Origin of the sequence: Bacillus paramycoides (assembly GCF_001884235.1) — a bacterium.
GTDB lineage: Bacteria > Bacillota > Bacilli > Bacillales > Bacillaceae_G > Bacillus_A > Bacillus_A paramycoides.
In genome coordinates this window covers 45,566-63,623 of sequence record NZ_MAOI01000015.1, presented here as the reverse complement: position 1 = coordinate 63,623, position 18,058 = coordinate 45,566, and the positions used below count along the sequence as shown (strand labels likewise).

Sequence of the window (18,058 nt, the reverse complement as noted above, 5' to 3'; positions counted from 1 at the left end):
TCTCCCCCCTCACGTTTTTATTCTTCCTCGTTTACGTGTTCAAACGCTTGCTCGAAGATATGAATTACGTGCTGGTCAGCTAATGAATAATAAACAACCTTTCCCTCTTTACGGTTCTTCACAAGCTTCGCTTGTTTTAATACACGAAGTTGATGCGAAATTGAGGATTGTGTCATTCCTAATAAATAAGCTAAATCACAAACGCACATTTCAGCTTCAAATAGCGCATGTAATATTCTCGTACGTGTACGGTCACCTAATACTTTAAACAATTCTGCTACTTTACTTAAACTTTCATCCGTCGGAATTGTTTCTTTTACTTGATCAATAACCTCTTCATGAATTACCGTTTGAGAACAAATTTCTTGTTGTGCTTCCACTTTATTTCCAGCCATCATAGCTCACCTCTTCAATTGAACATATGAACAATCATTCATATATCTTATACTTTCATTATATGAGCGCCTATTCATATGTGTCAATAAAATCTGCTATATTTTTTTGAACATTTCGTTCACATTTCAAAATAGGCATATAAATATTCTCCGCATTTGCTGTATTCTTCATACAAACAGAGATATCCCATAAGCCGAGCTTTCAGCCAGAGTACATCCCTCTCTATTTACAGCAATACCATAACAAAAGATATGATATCAACGATTTTTCAGATATATCTATCGTAAATCAAAATATATCCACGATTCGACAAGGAATATCGATTTACCGACAAAGATTGATAATAGTAGCAACCTATATAAAAAAGAAGACTGGCCAAAATATCTTTTTGGACAGTCTTCTTTTATTCACTTCTTAACTTTCACTGCATCTACAATTAACGAAGCAAATCCTAACTTGCCATCCTGATTCCTATGGTCAAAGCGTTTCGAGCGATAAATAAAACCATCTTGCTCATTCCAATCACTGTAATGCAATTCCCCATTCTCAGCACAGTACTCTAAAAGCTTCACTTGAAAACCTGCCGATTCAAACATGGATGTGATTGTTTTATAATTATGTACAATTTTATGGCTTGCAGCCGGATGATCTACTGGGCCCGGTCCCCCTACTTGTACACCTCGCTGATATTCTTCATCAGGAAAAAACGCATCTGGAACCGCACAACGAATATAACCATCATCTTGTAAAAACTCATAGCATATTTTAGCTGCTTCTATGCCTTCCTCATACGATAAATGTTCCCATACATGTTCAGCTAAAATTGCTAATAAAGAATTCGGCTGAAATTTATTAATCCACATCTCTCTTTTTAATAAATTTAATTCTTCTTCATTCGTATGTAACCACCCTGGGTTATTATTATATCCCTCTGCTCCAACGACAACTTTCGTTTCCATCTTTCCACCCCTTCTATATTCCGACATAAAAATTCGACAAAGTAACATTGGTCTCCTTTATTTCCCCAAAAGAAAAAGCCTTGCGCGCTCCCTAGACGCACAAGGCTTACTATCTTATATCCCTTTAATTAGCTTTTTCTAAACTATCTTGCGAACTTCCATCTTCTTTTAGATGACTGTGTTTTTTCGAATATACAAAGTATACAACTACTCCAAGTGCTAACCAAACACCGAAGTATATCCATGTCGTTAACGGTAAATTTACCATTAAGAATAGACAACATGCAACTGAAATAATCGGTAAGATCGGTACAAACGGTACCATAAATCCACGTTGTAATTTCGGATGCGTTTTGCGAAGAATGATAACAGTTACACCAACCATCGCGAATGTTAATAATGCTCCAATATTCGCTAAATTCGACAATTCTTTTAAATCGATAAATCCAGCAATTAAAGCACTACCAATTCCCGTTAACCAAACTGAAAATGTTGGCGCTTCTGTCTTCTTGTTAATTTTCGCGAAAGATTTTGGTAATAAACCGTCACGACTCATAGCGAAGAATACGCGTGTCGTAGCGTAGATGTATGCGAAAATTACAGCCATAATACCAATTACAGCTCCAATAGCAATTACACCAGCCACTTTATCTTGTCCTACAACTTCTAGTACATAAGCCATAGCTTCAGGTACATCTAATTCCTTGTAAGAAACCATACCTGTCATAACGAGACAAACTACAACATAAATGATTGTACAAATGACTAATGAAGCAATAATCCCAATCGGTAAATCACGTTGCGGATTTTTTACTTCTTCAGCAGAAGTTGCTAATGCATCAAATCCTAAGAAAGCGAAGAATACTGCTGCTCCTCCGGCAAAGACTCCACTTAAGCCGTACGGTGCAAATGGTATCCAGTTTTCTGGTTTCACGTAGAATACACCAACTGCAATGAATAAAACAACAATACCAATTTTAATTAATACCATTATATTATTCACACGCTTACTTTCTTTTGTACCTCGTGATAATAACCAAGTTATAACCAATGTAACGATAACTGCGGGTAAGTTCACTATACCACCTTGCGCCGGAATCGTTAACAATGCTTTTGGAATTTCAAGTCCCAATCCACTTATTAAGTTATGGAAGTAACCTGTCCATCCACCAGCTACTGCGGCAGTCGTTACAACGTATACTGACAATAATGTCCATCCCATTAAATGAGCTACAAACTCGCCAATTGTCGCATAGGAATATGTGTACACACTACCTGAAACAGGAAGTGTAGATGCAACCTCTGCATAACATAAAGCTGCAAATCCACAAACAATTGCTGCAATCATGAATGAAAAAATAACCGCCGGACCAGCATCTCTTGCTGCTACTAATCCCGTTAATACTAGAACTCCTGTACCGATTATCGCACCAATCCCTAGCATTGTTAGGTCAAATGCCCCTAGCGTTTTCGTTAAAGTTTTACTTTTACTTTCCCCTAACAATTGCGTAACGGATTTCTTTTTAAATAGGTTGGCCACGATGTATGCCCCCTTTTACTAAGAAGAGCTAAGAGGTATTATCTCTTAGCTCTTATCATGTTGTATTATATATTGTTCGATTTTGTTTTGTATAATGCTTCTATTAGCAAGATACTGTTTCTGCTTCTAATAATTCTTTAGCACCTTTGTACTCTACACCATGAGCTTCTGCAACTGCTTCGAATGTTACAAAGCCATCTAATGTATTAATACCTTTTAGTAATGCAGAGTTGCCCAGGCAAGCTTCTTTGTAGCCTTTGTTAGCAATTTGTACTGCATATGGTACTGTTACGTTTGTTAATGCAAGAGTTGATGTACGTGGAACCGCACCTGGCATGTTTGCAACTGCATAATGAACAACGCCGTGTTTTTCGTAAGTTGGGTTATCATGAGTTGTAATACGGTCAGTTGTTTCGAAAATACCACCTTGGTCAATCGCGATATCTACAACAACAGAACCTGGTTCCATTGATTTAATCATTTCTTCTGTTACAAGTTTTGGCGCTTTTGCACCTGGGATTAATACTGCACCGATTACAAGATCAGACTCTTTTACAGCTTCTGCAATATTGTAAGGATTAGACATTAAAGTTTTTACTTGGTTTCCGAAAATGTCATCTAATTGACGAAGACGTTCTGCACTTAAGTCGATGATTGTTACATCCGCACCTAGTCCAACTGCAATTTTAGCAGCATTTGTACCAGCTTGTCCACCACCGATAATTGTTACTTTACCACGTTTAACCCCTGGAACACCTGCAAGTAAGATACCTTTACCGCCTTTGTTCTTCTCAAGGAATTGCGCACCGATTTGTGCAGCCATACGACCAGCTACTTCACTCATTGGTGCAAGTAATGGTAGAGAACGGTTTTCTAATTGTACTGTTTCGTATGCGATAGCAACGACTTTCTTTTCGATTAACGCTTTTGTTAATTCTGGTTCTGGAGCTAAGTGTAAGTATGTGAATAAGATTAAACCTTCGCTGAAGTGTTTGTATTCGCTTTCAATTGGTTCCTTAACTTTCATAACCATATCCATGTTCCAAGCTTCTTCAGCTGTATCAACAATTTTTGCTCCCGCTTCAACATACTCTGCATCTGTGAAACCAGATCCTAAACCTGCACCCTTTTGAATGAATACTTCGTGATTGTTACGAATTAAATGTACAACACCTGCTGGTGTCATTGCCACACGGTTTTCGTTGTTTTTAATTTCTGCTGGTACCCCAATACGCATAATGAAATGCCCCCTTATAATTAACAGAAAAAAGGAATTCTTTTTTCTTTTTTTAATAATTAATAACTTATGTCCTTATTCTAGCATAACTTAAAAGTTATGAAAACGCTAACATATCATTTTTTTAAAGTTTATATATTTAGAATAGTGTAAATATATAAAACATTGATTCTATTGGGTCTTTCGTACCATTTCATTATCTATCACTCTATTTTTATTATACCTACTTAAAATGCATAGTAATTATTTATTATTTGACAATAATTTAACGATGTAAAAAAACTAAGCAATGACGTATACATATACACTTATTACTTTGTACAATACTTTAGAAATATATTCTTTTCACAAAAAAACAGCTACTAGCATTTAGCCAGCAGCTGGATAACTTATAAATAACTTTGAAAATAAATCTTCTGTCGTTTCTGTAATTTTATCAAACAAATCACTTTCTTCCGCTTCTTGTTCTTTTAACATCTTAATTGTTTCACGTGCGTCTTTAGGATAATCGGTAATGATGCCATCTACGTTTAACTTATAATATGTCTTTAAACTTTCCATATCGTTCACTGTCCATACGTAAATTGGCTTATTTAACTTCCTTGCTTCTTTTACTAATTTCTTATTTAACATATATTCTTCTGCTACATAAAAATCAGCCTTCACATTCTTTAAGTTAGCTCTACTTGCATAAAGTATATATCCTACTTTTATATCTGGATTTGCACGCTTAAACTCTTTAATAAGCGGGTAATGTAACGTTTGAATTACACACTGCTTCTCAAAGTCATTATCTTTAATCGTTTTTAATACTTTGTTTACAAAATCTTTCTCGCCCCCATGAAGCTTCACTTCAATATTGAGTTTAATTTTTCCCTTTGCCAGCTTAATGATCTCATCAAGTGTACTTATTTGCCCTGAAAATCCGTCTTGACTAAGAGTAAGCTGCCTTAACTCATCCATCGTTAAATCTGACACATGCACATTCGCATTGGCAAGACGTTTTAACTTCAAATCATGTATAACCGCTAGTTCACCGTCTTTTGTTTGTAATACATCTATTTCAGCGTAGTCTGCTTTTGCATCAATTGCACCCTGCACAGCTTCTTTCGTATTTTCTACACCTTTTGATATATATCCACGGTGCGCCATAATAATAGGTTCTTTATACGAATTTGAAATAAACGTTACAATGAAGGCAACGACCATTCCAGCAGTAATAATCCCCACAATATATACGCCAATAAATTTCCAACGATGTTTTTGGAAGAAACATTTATCTGCTTTCGTTTTTGAATAATCTAATCCTTCTTCTAGTAAAACATCTTCAACCGGAACCTTTTGCAAATACAATCGCGTAATCGCCATAATATAAAATGGCGTCACGATAAAACTAAATAAATACAATGTACTCGTTAAAAATACAGACATTGTTGATTCAGCTAATAATGCAAATGTTCCTTTCGGATTTGTAAATTCATAAACACCCCATAGACACAATAAATATATTCCTAAAAATACAACATACACAATTCCTATTGAAATGAAAAAACCTACTAAAAAGAATAGTACTTTAAAAAAGCTTTCTTTTACTAACGTTGCACTTTTACGTGCTGCCACGCGAAATGGCTTTTGCTCTAAAACAACAATAGGTAAAACAAAAATCCAGCGAAGGTTCAAATACGCAACTACAGCAAAGAACGTGTAATAACCAACTTGTCCCATCGTTGTCTTAAACAGTTCTCCTGTAATGAAGTTAGGAATTTGAATTTGAGGGATTAATGCCGTTTCATATCCCATATTTAAAAGAGGTAACAATACGACAGCATATAAAATAAATCCCGGTAAGCAATATGTGAAAAGAGATGGCAAATACGTTACCGTTTTATACAAGATCGGGCGTAATTTCACCTTTTGTCTTTTATGAGCGAAGTATGAAATAATAATAAGCACTGCAAACTCTGTAAAAATCAGAAACAATGCTAGTATGGATAAAATTACAATCGCCAAAATTCCGTATGGTGTTTTCAAAAATGCTAATAACTCATCATTTGTCGCATTTGCATAACCACCAAAGTACAATAACTTATTAAAAATAATACCGAAGAGTGGGATAAACACAATCGCTGCTAACAATTTATAAACGAGTTGGAATGTTAACACATTCCAAAAAGCGAATTTTACTGTTTGAAAGGAATGTCTCATTACCCCTGGTATAGATAGTCTTTTACGGTGTTGCATATATTCCTCCACATTCTAAAACGATATTTGAGATGGATTCCACATTTCCAGTTCCAATCCATCTTTTTAATAATAATATATTCCGCTTAACATGAACACTCTTATACATACAATGAAAAAAAGTGATGGCCACTTCCCATCACTTTTTTTCATTCCCTCTATTTTTTCTCTAGCCCTTGCCCGAATGCTTTTAAAAAGCTAAAACCAAATGTAATTGCTCTATTGATATCTGGATCTTTTAATACCTTAAAGAAATCCATTACCTTTGTTTTTTTCCCACTATTTAATTCATCCGTTGCAAATTGTAATCCAGTGACTAAACTAGATGCTATTTGTTTCGTTATTTCTGGGTCCACTGAAGACAACGCTTCTCCGGCTCCCATCATATTATTTAATGCGTTTTTTACTGGTTCACGATTTAATTGTTCAACAGCTATTTTTGAAACATCTTCTTTTGCAGCAAGTAAACTAATCGCCGCATCTAAAATCCCCGCTTTTTGTAGCTGCACTAACAACTGCATCGTCTCTTCTACTGCCTCACGGTTATGAGCTAACTCTGTTAACAATTCATCTGCTAACTGTTGTTTCTGCTCTTCTTCTGTTACAACTTTCTTTTGAATTAACGTAATTTCTTTCGCCACTATCTCCGCCCCCTAATTTTGATCCACAAGTGATACGTATTGTTTTCTTTGCCACTTTTGCTGAATTTCAACACCATTTTGCGGATGACGTTTTTTGTCTCTTGGGTTTGAAGATGGTAATGGACGATTTCCTTTTTCACGTAATACGCGCAGTTTCACCATCGTTTGTTTATAAGCTGGTGTACATGTATAAATGTCTGTCGCTGTTCCTGTTAAAATATTAATAGCCTCTTCATTTACTGTCGCATGCATTGGTAAATATAACTCATTTCCAGTTACGCGGTCTGTAACAAGCGCTTGTACTTTAATCTTTCCGAACGGCGATGCTAATTCTACAAGACCACCATCTTTCACATTGCGCTCTTTAGCAAGTTCAGGCGAAATCTCAACAAATACTTCAGACACTTTAGATAAAATTCCAGCCGACTTATTCGTCATATTCCCTTCATGGAAATGCTCTAACATACGGCCATTATTTAATAGTAAATCATACTCATCTGGCGCTACCACTGGCGGTACCCATTCATCTAGTGATAAGCGTGCTAGTTTGTCTGGGAAGTTAAATCCGTCTACATATAATAGTGGTGTATCACTACCATCGTGGCTACCCCAGCATAAACTATTCCATCCTTCTAAACGATCATACGTTGCTTGTGAATATAACGGGGCAAGCGATGCAATTTCATCCATAATTTCACTTGGACTTTCATAGTTCCAGTCCCCACCAAGTGCACGAGCTACTTTTTGTAAAATCCACCAATCAGGCTTAGAATCACCAAGTGGCTTCAATACTTCATACAACCTTTGAATACGGCGCTCTGTATTCGTAAACGTTCCTTCTTTTTCTAAGCTTGGTGCTGCTGGTAAAATAACATCAGCAAAACGAGCTGTTTTCGATAAGAACATATCTTGAACAACGAGGAAGTCTAAGTTCGCTAAAATATGTTGCACATGGTTAGCGTTCGAATCTACTAAAGCCATTTCTTCGCCCATGACATACATACCACGCAATTTTCCTTCTTCAGCTGCAAGTAACATTGCAATATTATTTAATCCTGGTTCTTTCGGAATAGTAGTACCGTATGCTTTTTCAAATTTTGCACGATGCACATCATCTGAAACTGCTTGATAACCTGGCAGCCAGTTCGGTAATGTCGCCATATCACAAGCACCTTGTACGTTATTATGCCCGCGTAATGGATACGCACCTGCACCAGGACGACGATAGTTACCCGTAACGAGAAGTAAATTTGAAATTGCAGCTGAAGTTGTACTTCCTCCTGTATTTTGAGTTACTCCCATACCCCAAAGTACACAAGTACCATCTGCTTCATATACCATACGAGCCATCTCTTTCAGATTCTCTTTAGAAATCCCCGTAATTTCTTCTGTATAATCAATCGTATACTTTTCTAGCATTTTGCTATATTCATCAAAGTTTTTCACATTTTCAGCTAAGAATTTTTTATCATGCCAATCTTGATCAATAATATATTTCGTTATCCCAGCAAGCCATACGTAATCCGTTCCTTGGCGCGGATGAATAAATAAATCCGCACGTTCTGCCATCTCATGTTTACGAAGGTCTGCTACAATTAGTTTTTGTTCATGTAATTTATGAGCACGTTTCACTCTCGTTGCAAGTACAGGATGTCCTTCTGTTGGATTTGCGCCAACAATAATAACAAGACCTGCCTCAGCAATATCTTTCACCGTCCCAGCATCTCCGCCCATACCGACAGTTTTAAATAAACCATCTGTCGCTGGGGACTGACAATAGCGTGAACAGTTATCTACATTATTTGTTCCATATATTTGACGAGCTAGTTTTTGCATAAGATAGTTTTCTTCATTTGTTACTTTAGAAGAAGAAATAAATCCAAATGCATCGCTACCATATTCTGATTTAATGTGCTGCATGTTAGATGCAACAACTTCAATAGCCTCTTCCCATGAAGCCTCAACAAACATATCCCCTTGGCGAATTAACGGCTTTGTAATACGATCTTCACTGTTTACAAAGTCCCATCCGAATTTACCTTTTACGCATGTAGAAATACCATTTACTGGTGCATCTGATACAGGCTGTACTTTTAAAATTTGGCGGTCTTTCGTCCATACCTCAAACGAACAACCTACGCCACAAAATGTACAAACTGTTTTTGTTTTATTAATTTTCGTCTTACGCATTGCAGACTCTACTTCTGAAACAGCTAAAATACTACTATATCCTGGCTCTACATCTTTAACAAAATCAATCATTGGATCTAGTACATCTGGTTTTAAGCCAGTCATGAATCCAGCTTCTCCTAGCATTGTTTTCTCCATTAATGCATTACATGGACAAACTGTTACACATTGTCCACAGCTCACGCAAGATGAGTCATTTATACTCACGCCATTGTCCCAAATAACACGCGGACGATCTAAACTCCAATCAATTGATAAAGTTTCATTCACTTGTAAGTTTTGGCATACTTCTACACACTGTCCACAAGCAATACATTGATTGGGATCGTACCGATAAAATGGATGGGACATATCCACTTCGCACGCGCTCACTTTCGGCTCATATGGATACTTTTGTTCTTCAATTCCCATCATATGTACCGTATTATGCACTTTACAGTTACCATTATTGTTATCGCATACTGTGCAGTACAATAAATGATTTTCTAATATACGATCCATTGCTTCAGTTTGTGCTTCTTTCGCACGTGTTGATTGTCTCTCAATATGCATACCATCTTCCAACTTCGTTGAACAAGCACGCATTAAACTTCCATTCACTTCTACAATACATGTATCACAAGTTTGAATAGGATCTACCTCTGGTACATGACAAATTTGAGGATGTTCTAAATTACTTTCGTTAAATAATTGAAGTATCGTCTTTTCACCTGATGCGAAAAATTCTTTACCATCAACGGTTACACGGACTTTCTGTTCTGTCATAGTTTCCCCTCTCCTTACAACTAACTGTACAACACAGTTATGAATCCGTTTTCAAAACTGCGTTGCTGTACATATTTTTGAAACGCCCTGTTGAAATACTTTCCTTTTGAAGTCGATTCTAGATGTTATAAGGTATAACTACGTAAGCTTATAAATGTCACTACTCTACAAATCTATTATATCGTAAATATACAATTATAACCAAAATAATCTGCTACCTTCTAGTGGATGCTTTTATTTTTTCGATGTTTTATGATAAATATGGAGAAAAATACATATAAAGGGGAATTTAATATGGAGCCTACTCAAGAAACGTACACAATTGTACGCTATCAATCTGGTACATTTTCAAAACAAACCGATGAGATTGTTACGGAATCTCCTATTACAATTAAATTAAATAGCGAAGAATACGTAACAGTCGTATGCACTCCTAATTATATTGAAGATATGGTAATCGGTTTTTTAATTTCAGAAGGAATTATTTCTTCTTATAAAGATATTGAAGAGTTATGGATTCAAAAAGAAAGCGGAATTGTCCATGTAAAATCATCAAAAATTAATCCGCTCTATCAAACTTTATATAATAAGCGGTACGTAACTTCTTGTTGTGGAAAAAGTAGACAAGGTTTTGTTTTCGTCAATGATGCCGCAAAAGCAAAAAAGTTACATGATATACATATAACTATTACTCCGGAAGAATGTTTTCACCTAATGACTTCCTTACAGCAATCTTCAACTACATTTCGCCAAACGGGTGGTGTGCACAATACCGCTCTATGCGATCGAAAAAACATTCTTTTATCAAGAATGGATATCGGAAGACATAATGCGCTAGATAAAATATACGGTCATTGTTTACGAAACAATATATCTGTTCAAGGGAAAATCATTGCGTTTAGCGGACGTATCTCATCTGAAATTTTGCTAAAGGTTTCAAAAATAGGATGCGAAATTGTTCTATCTAAATCGGCTCCAACTAAACTGGCACTGCAACTTGCCCATGATTTAGGTATTACCGTAGTAGGATTTATTCGAAATGAATCTTGCAATATTTATACACATCCAGAACGAATTGATGGGTATAAAGCAAAAAATTAAATACGAAATACAAAATGACTCCTTTACATAGGAGTTATTTTAGTTATAAAAATACAATATATTAAATACTTGAATAGTTAATGAAGTTAATATATAATTTCATTACATAAACAGAAATGAAAACATAGTAGCATAATCTTTTCATTCTTTTACAAATTAAGAAAGAATAATCACAGCGTGCATTTACAAAGTAAAACTATACTCACTCTTATGAAGATAATGAATTAAATTTGGATCAACCAAGGAGGTTACAATTATGGAAATTCGCTTATTAACAACAGAGGACGCAGAAATATATTTAAAAGTTTGTATGGAAGGTTTAACAAAAAATCCTGAAGCTTTTAGCTCTTCTTACGAAGATGTTCTGAAACATGAGGACCCTGTCGCTGCCATGGCAAAACGATTAAGCAATCCGGACAAGTATACTCTAGGTGTCTTCAAAGATAATGATTTAATCGGTATTGCTACTTTAGAAACAAAACCATTTATTAAACAAGAACATAAAGCGAAAATCGGCTCCGTTTTTGTTTCCCCAAAAGCACGTGGACTCGGAGCAGGACGAGCTTTAATTAAAGCAATTATTGAAAATGCCGATAAATTACACGTAGAACAACTCATGCTCGATGTCGTTGCCAATAACACAGCTGCAAAAAAATTATATGAGTCTCTCGGCTTCCAAACTTACGGTGTGCAGGAACGTTCCTTAAAGCATAACGGACAATATTGGGATGAAGAGCATATGGTTTTATTCTTAAATGATTAATACGTCAACTTTTCAAAAGCATCTTTTTAATAAAGATGCTTTTTTTATTACAATAATGTAATTTTCATGTCACCTTTATCGATCGTTCCAATCCTTTCCATTCGTTATACTAAAAATATAAAGTGAAACTTTAATTAGTGAGGGTTTTGTCCATCATCCACTAATTATTAGCCCACACCAATCGGGGCCGCAAATAGCGGGATAAAGTGAACGAACAGCATTCAATTGATGTGTAGAGGAGAATATGATATGAAACAAAACAAACAAGCTATCGTTTTAATATTTGCTACAGCAATCGTAACTTCTGGGTTAGCAATTCTACCTTGGTTTATTATATAGAACGCATAATAAAAGCTTATTGCTTCTTAAGAGGCAATAAGCTTTTTTTCTATTATAAAATCCCGAAAAATTTATTTACACAACTTATCATAATAAGCATAGATACCGCAACACACATTACAATCGCATTACGATCTTGCTTTTCTTTTTGTAAACGTTCTACTTTTTTACTCATGTGTACAATCCCCTTTATAATAAAAAAAGTGTGAGATAGGAATTTTTTCTTATCCGATGCGAGGTGAATACGAAAACCTTCTCTATCCCACATACACAATAGAATGGAATTGTCATTTTATAAATAAAATGACATGACGTTATGTCGCAACATAGGGTATTTTGTGTCGCTACGTTTTCTATTATAAAAAAGAGTTGTGCAAAACTAGTGCATTTTTTATGTCAATTGCCCTGAAAGAAAAAATCAAACTTCCATTCAATCACATAAAAAGAGTTTTTTATTATTTTCATGTAAACTATACAAGTAGAATGAATAGTTTGGGGTGCACAAGATTATGGTGAAAATTTTATTAGTAGACGATGAAGAACGTATGTTACGATTACTAGATCTTCTCTTAAGCCCTCGTGGCTATTTTTGTATGAAGGCTACATCTGGCCTTGAAGCGCTAGAATTAATTGAACAAAAGGACTTCGATATTATTTTATTAGATGTTATGATGCCAAATATGGATGGCTGGGATACTTGCTATCAAATTCGTCAACTTTCCAACGTTCCAATTATTATGCTAACGGCTCGCAACCAAAATTATGATATGATTAAAGGCCTGACGATGGGAGCAGATGATTATATTACAAAACCATTTGATGAGCATGTACTGGTTGCACGAATTGAGGCCATATTACGCCGCACAAAGAAAGATGGCTTTGTTAGTTTCAATGGAATTGAGTGGGATAAAACGAAACATACTGTTACAGTTTATGATGAAAAAATCTCCCTAACTCCTATTGAATTTTCATTACTCGGACTGTTTTTACAAAATACAAACCGCGCTTACAGCCGAGACGATTTAATCGAAAAAATCTGGGGCTATCAAACAGACATCGAATACAGAACCATCGATTCACATATTCGTAATATCCGTGATAAATTACGCAAAAAAGGATTTCCAGTTGAAGATTACTTAGAAACCGTCTATAAGGTCGGTTACAAATGGAAATGTGAATAATTAATTTGGTCAGTGGACAATAATAGTAAACCACTGGCCCTTTATATGAAATAAGGCATGGTGAGAAAATGAGCAAACTTTCCCTTAAAATTGGGACATACTTTTTAATATTAGCTTTATGTATTGAAACAATTGCTTTCGTATCTTTTTATAAAAGCCTTTCAAAAATGCGGGTTGAGGAAGAGACCCTTTCTCTTTTAGAGAAAGGAAATCGCTATCGCGATACGATTGAACGGCGTGCAAAATGGAGCAAATACGACAAATACACTGAGAGAAAAAAATATGCTGAACGTCTCAATCGCCCTGAACCCCCTGCTTTCGCTATTGAACATGCCGCTGAAGATTTAATGGAAACAGAGGCACTTACTAATTCTGAAATAGTTATTGTTATAACTGATAGTAATGGAAAAATCATGTCTTCCTCAGCGACTGTAACACAAGATATACAAAAACAACTTCATTGCAATACACAACCTGTTGAAAGAGATGGCTTAATAGTAGAGAAGAACTGGAAAAAATCAAAATTCATCTCAACAGTAAGCCCGATTAAAACAGAAGACTTTAATGGTAACTTACACATGTTCTTAAAAACATCCTTCTTAGAAAAGATGTTACTTAGACTTATGAATCAATTCATCATCGTTAGTATTTTAACGCTTATTTTAACAACTATTTCTGTCTTTGTTTTTTCTCGAGTTGTTACAGATCCTCTTATAAAAATGAAAAGAGCAACAGAAAAAATGCCGAAATTGAATAAACCAATTCAATTAGGAATTAAACGTAATGATGAACTCGGAAGTTTAGCTAAGACCATTGAAGATTTATCTAGTGAACTTACGTATATGAAAAAAGAACGAAATGAATTTCTCGCTAGCGTTGCCCATGAACTATTAACTCCATTGACCTACATGAAAGGCTATGCGAAAGTGGCACAGAGAGACTCTTTAACGAAGGAAGAACGTGAAGAATATTTACAGATTATCGAAGATGAAACGGATAGTATAACGGATCTCATACAAGATTTATTCATACTTGTACAATTAGAGCAGCACCAATTCGTTATAAAAAAACAAACTATGCTCCTTAGTCCATTTTTAGAGCGAATGGTTGAAAAAACAAAAACAACATTAACAAACAAACAGATGAAAATCCATGTATACTGTAACGATGGCCTAGAAGTTTGCATAGATGAAAGACGTATGGAACAAGTTATGTTAAATTTACTGCATAACGCCTATCAACATTCACCAGAAAACACTTCCATAACAATTCGTGTACGAACAAATATGGATACTTTTACAATAAGTGTACAAGATGAAGGAGAAGGTATTCCTGAAGAAGATATCCTACATATTTTCGATCGCTTTTACCGTGTCGATAAATCTAGGACACGAGCTACAGGTGGAAAAGGTATCGGACTAGCTGTTGCAAAAGAAATTGTAGAACTTCATAACGGTTCTATTCTAGTTACAAGTGAATTAAACGTTGGAACAGAATTTATAATTGAGCTACCATTTGAATAATATATGCGTGAAATCACCAGTAGTAGTAAACACTACTGGTGTTATTTTGTTCATAAAACTAGCCATTATAAGCTAAGCTTTTGAAATTATTCTTATTTCAATATAAAATAAAGGTACATTTGTCAAAGATTTGGAGGGTGATATAATTGGATATCCATGTATTAACAAAAGACGAAGCGGAAATTTACTTAGAACTTCGCGTAGAAGGATTAAAGCAAAACCCTGAAGCTTTCAGCTCTTCTTATGAAGATATTATTAATAAAGAGTGTGCTATTGAATATAAAGCGCAAAAATTAGCACAAGATGAAAACTATACACTAGGTGCATTTAAAGATGGAAAATTAATCGGAGTTGCAACATTGGAAACGAAACCATATGTAAAACAAGAACATAAAGCAAAGATTGGTTCAGTATACGTGTCTCCAAAAGCACGCGGACTTGGAGCAGGAAAAGCACTTATTAAAGAATGTCTTGAACTTGCTAAATCTTTAGAAGTAGAACAAGTTATGCTTGATGTTGTTGTTGGCAACGATGGTGCAAAAAAACTTTATGAGTCATTAGGCTTTAAAACTTTTGGTGTGCAAGAACGCTCATTAAAATATAACGGCCAATATTGGGATGAAGAGCATATGGTCTTATTCCTAGATGAAAATAAATAATAAAAAACATCCTCTCATGTATGAGGATGTTTTTTTACTTTCTTGTAAACCATGCCGTATTTAATAATTGAATCGCTTTCGCAATTTCTTCTTCTGATAAAATCGCAAACCCAAGTAAAACTATATTTTCAGGTGCAGTACCGTCTTTATAGTACGTAGAAACAGGATATAATTTAATACTATATTTTGCTGCTTCTTTAATTAATTCTTCTTCTCGCATTCCATTATGCACTTTTAATAAAATGTGTAATCCCGAATCTTCCCCTATCACTTCAACACGATTAGAAAAATACTTTTCTATTTCAAAAACAAGCCGATCTCTCTTCTTTCGATAGACGACACGCATTTTATGAATATGTTTTTCCCAATGTCCTTCATTTAAAAACCTTCTAATCACTTCTTGGTCCATTCTTGAAACACTTTGTGTATAAAACAAATATTCCTTTTGATACTTTTTAATTAAATTCTTTGGTAATACCATATAGCTCATCCGTAACGATGGCAACAATGCTTTAGATAGTGTACCCATATAAATAACTTTCCCATCCGCATCTAGCCCTTGCAGTGCCGGTATTGGCTTTCCTGAATAGCGAAATTCACTATCGTAATCATCTTCAATAATATACCTACCTTCTTCTTTCTTCGCCCATTGTAAAAGCTGCATCCGTCTCGTGATAGGCATAATCATTCCATACGGGAACTGATGAGAAGGAGTTACAAATACAACATTTGCATCACTATTTTCTAAATCTGCAATACAAATTCCATCCCTATCTAAAGATAACATTTGAACTCTTTTTTCTCCCTGTTCAAAAACAACCATTTTCCTATGATACCCTGGGTTTTCAACGGCATAATTGCTTCCCTTTAACAATTGAAATAGTAACTTCACTAATATTTGTGTTCCCGCTCCTAATACGATTTGACTAGCTGAACAACGCACACCTCTAGATTCATACAAATAGTTCGCAATTTCTTCTCTTAAGCTCACTTCCCCTTGAGGGTGCCCAAGAAAGAGCAAATCATTATTATGTGGCTGCCATACATCATTTATAAGTTTGCGGTACATAGTGAACGGAAAAGTATTCGTATCGACTCCTGTTTGTGTCAAATCAAATTTATAATTCTTTTCCTGAAATGGTACCTCCCCTATTCTCTCTTCGCTTCCTTCTACAGAAACCATTTGCTCAATTTCACACACAAAGTAACCTTTTCTCGAAATTGACTCAATATAACCTTCTGCAAGTAATTGCTCGTAAGCCGCCTCTACTGTATTTTTACTTACTTGTAAATGTGTTGCTAACTTTCGCTTAGCTGGTAACTTCGTAAAAGCCGGAATCGTTCCATCTTTAATTTCTTTTTTTATATACTCATACAATTGCACGTACAATGCCTTTTTACTATTCATATTTAAATTAGGCGTTAATTCTAACATAATATCTGACCCCTTAATAAAACTAAAATCTGATACTTTTTACAGTACCAGAAGTTATATATAATTCCTTTTATCATGTCACACATAAAAAATCAAATACTAGAGAGGAGATGCATGATAATGAACAATAGTAGACGCATTGGACTTATGATGATTATTACAGGAGCTACTTTATGGGGATTATCTGGTCCCATGATTCAGTGGCTATTTCAACATACTAACGTATCATCAATTGATTTTTTAACAATTCGCCTGTTACTCGCAGGAATATTCATTTTATCCTTCTTGCTTATTAAAAAACAAAACATATTTTACATTTGGAAACAGCCTAAACACTTTATACAGCTTTTCATTTTCTCTATTCTTGGCATGCTTGGTGCCCAGTACGCTTTTATCGAAACAGTTCATATTAGTAATGCCGTCACGGCAACACTATTTCAGTTTCTAGGTCCCGTTCTTATTACAATTTACGTTGCGTTTGAGCAAAAGAAATTACCTGCTTCTATGCAAATACTCGCAATTATAACTGCTCTAACAGGGACATACTTTATTATTACAAACGGCTCAATTGAAAATATTGTTTTATCTAAAGCAGCCATTATTTTTGGCCTATTAACAGCAGTTGGATTTGCATTTTATACCCTTCATCCGGCTTCTCTTATTAAGGAATGTGGAACAACAATAGTAATTGGATGGGGAATGTTAATTGGAGGGATTGCATTGCTTATTTGCAATCATTCGTTTGGATGGAATCAGCTTTCACAAACCTTCACACTCCAAACTTTTTCTATGCTTATTCTTATCATTATAAGTGGCACTCTTTCTTTCCTTCTTTATATCGGTAGTCTTAAATACTTAGCAGCAACCGAAACAAGTATTTTATCTAGCATTGAACCACTTGTAGCTGCCATCGTTTCAATTACTTGGCTTAATGAATCTTTTGGAGCATATCAATTATTAGGCGGTGTATGTATCGTTCTTTCTGTTATTTTTTTAACGATGCCTCAAAAAGAGAGGGAGCAAACCTTTACAACTGAACAAGTATAGATAATGTCAAAAGAGGTCGCACAAAACTTACGACCTCTTTT

The 18,058-nt window shown here is 35.2% G+C and carries 15 protein-coding genes; 6 read left to right on the top strand and 9 right to left on the bottom strand.

Going from position 1 to position 18,058, the window contains the following annotated elements; all coding sequences use genetic code 11:
• Window positions 1-17: 17 nt before the first annotated feature.
• The 7 genes from BAU28_RS01805 to fdhF form a co-directional block, all read right to left on the bottom strand.
• Window positions 18-395, bottom strand: a complete 378-nt coding sequence (locus BAU28_RS01805; RefSeq protein WP_002174816.1) for an ArsR/SmtB family transcription factor — start codon at window positions 393-395, stop codon at window positions 18-20.
• A gap of 408 nt (window positions 396-803) precedes the next feature.
• A complete protein-coding gene (locus BAU28_RS01800; protein ID WP_048370677.1) occupies window positions 804-1,355 on the bottom strand; it encodes a class I SAM-dependent methyltransferase in 552 nt (183 codons plus the stop codon).
• A gap of 124 nt (window positions 1,356-1,479) precedes the next feature.
• A complete protein-coding gene (locus BAU28_RS01795; RefSeq protein WP_048370675.1) occupies window positions 1,480-2,895 on the bottom strand; it encodes an amino acid permease in 1,416 nt (471 codons plus the stop codon).
• 103 nt (window positions 2,896-2,998) lie between these two features.
• Window positions 2,999-4,132 carry an alanine dehydrogenase gene (gene ald, locus BAU28_RS01790; RefSeq protein WP_048370673.1) on the bottom strand — a complete coding sequence of 378 codons (1,134 nt, stop codon included), beginning with the start codon at window positions 4,130-4,132 and terminating at the stop codon, window positions 2,999-3,001.
• A gap of 369 nt (window positions 4,133-4,501) precedes the next feature.
• Window positions 4,502-6,373: a glycerophosphoryl diester phosphodiesterase membrane domain-containing protein gene (locus BAU28_RS01785; RefSeq protein WP_071717537.1), complete on the bottom strand. Its 1,872-nt coding sequence runs from the start codon at window positions 6,371-6,373 to the stop codon at window positions 4,502-4,504.
• A 158-nt stretch (window positions 6,374-6,531) separates the two neighbouring features.
• Window positions 6,532-7,014, bottom strand: coding sequence for a helical membrane plugin domain-containing protein (locus tag BAU28_RS01780; protein WP_025149763.1), 483 nt, complete (start codon window positions 7,012-7,014; stop codon window positions 6,532-6,534).
• Between the two features lie 12 nt (window positions 7,015-7,026).
• Entirely contained in the window at window positions 7,027-9,969 is a 2,943-nt protein-coding gene (fdhF, locus tag BAU28_RS01775) for a formate dehydrogenase subunit alpha (RefSeq protein ID WP_048370669.1), read from the bottom strand.
• Window positions 9,970-10,263: 294 nt separating this feature from the next.
• Between fdhF and fdhD the strand changes: the two genes are divergently transcribed.
• Together fdhD and BAU28_RS01765 are read left to right on the top strand one after the other, a co-directional pair.
• Window positions 10,264-11,070: a formate dehydrogenase accessory sulfurtransferase FdhD gene (fdhD, locus tag BAU28_RS01770; RefSeq protein ID WP_002174809.1), complete on the top strand. Its 807-nt coding sequence runs from the start codon at window positions 10,264-10,266 to the stop codon at window positions 11,068-11,070.
• A gap of 256 nt (window positions 11,071-11,326) precedes the next feature.
• Window positions 11,327-11,833: a GNAT family N-acetyltransferase gene (locus tag BAU28_RS01765; protein ID WP_002174808.1), complete on the top strand. Its 507-nt coding sequence runs from the start codon at window positions 11,327-11,329 to the stop codon at window positions 11,831-11,833.
• Between the two features lie 391 nt (window positions 11,834-12,224).
• Here the strand turns inward: BAU28_RS01765 and BAU28_RS31265 are convergent, their stop codons facing one another.
• Entirely contained in the window at window positions 12,225-12,347 is a 123-nt protein-coding gene (locus BAU28_RS31265; protein WP_002029704.1) for a hypothetical protein, read from the bottom strand.
• Window positions 12,348-12,681: 334 nt separating this feature from the next.
• On the opposite strand from BAU28_RS31265, the gene BAU28_RS01755 reads away from it, so the two are divergent.
• The 3 genes from BAU28_RS01755 to BAU28_RS01745 all read left to right on the top strand — a co-directional run bounded on the left by BAU28_RS01755 (window position 12,682) and on the right by BAU28_RS01745 (window position 15,535).
• On the top strand, window positions 12,682-13,353 hold the full coding sequence (locus BAU28_RS01755; RefSeq protein ID WP_071717536.1) for a response regulator transcription factor: 672 nt from the start codon (window positions 12,682-12,684) through the stop codon (window positions 13,351-13,353).
• Between the two features lie 68 nt (window positions 13,354-13,421).
• Window positions 13,422-14,876, top strand: a complete 1,455-nt coding sequence (locus BAU28_RS01750; RefSeq protein WP_071717535.1) for a HAMP domain-containing sensor histidine kinase — start codon at window positions 13,422-13,424, stop codon at window positions 14,874-14,876.
• Window positions 14,877-15,022: 146 nt separating this feature from the next.
• Window positions 15,023-15,535 (top strand): GNAT family N-acetyltransferase, encoded by a 513-nt coding sequence (locus BAU28_RS01745; RefSeq protein ID WP_000351212.1) that lies wholly within the window; start codon window positions 15,023-15,025, stop codon window positions 15,533-15,535.
• Between the two features lie 34 nt (window positions 15,536-15,569).
• Here the strand turns inward: BAU28_RS01745 and pdxR are convergent, their stop codons facing one another.
• Window positions 15,570-16,970: a MocR-like pyridoxine biosynthesis transcription factor PdxR gene (pdxR, locus tag BAU28_RS01740; RefSeq protein WP_071717534.1), complete on the bottom strand. Its 1,401-nt coding sequence runs from the start codon at window positions 16,968-16,970 to the stop codon at window positions 15,570-15,572.
• 120 nt (window positions 16,971-17,090) lie between these two features.
• Here pdxR and BAU28_RS01735 point away from each other — a divergent pair, with 120 nt between their 5' ends.
• Window positions 17,091-18,017 (top strand): DMT family transporter, encoded by a 927-nt coding sequence (locus BAU28_RS01735; RefSeq protein WP_071717533.1) that lies wholly within the window; start codon window positions 17,091-17,093, stop codon window positions 18,015-18,017.
• Window positions 18,018-18,058: the final 41 nt, after the last annotated feature.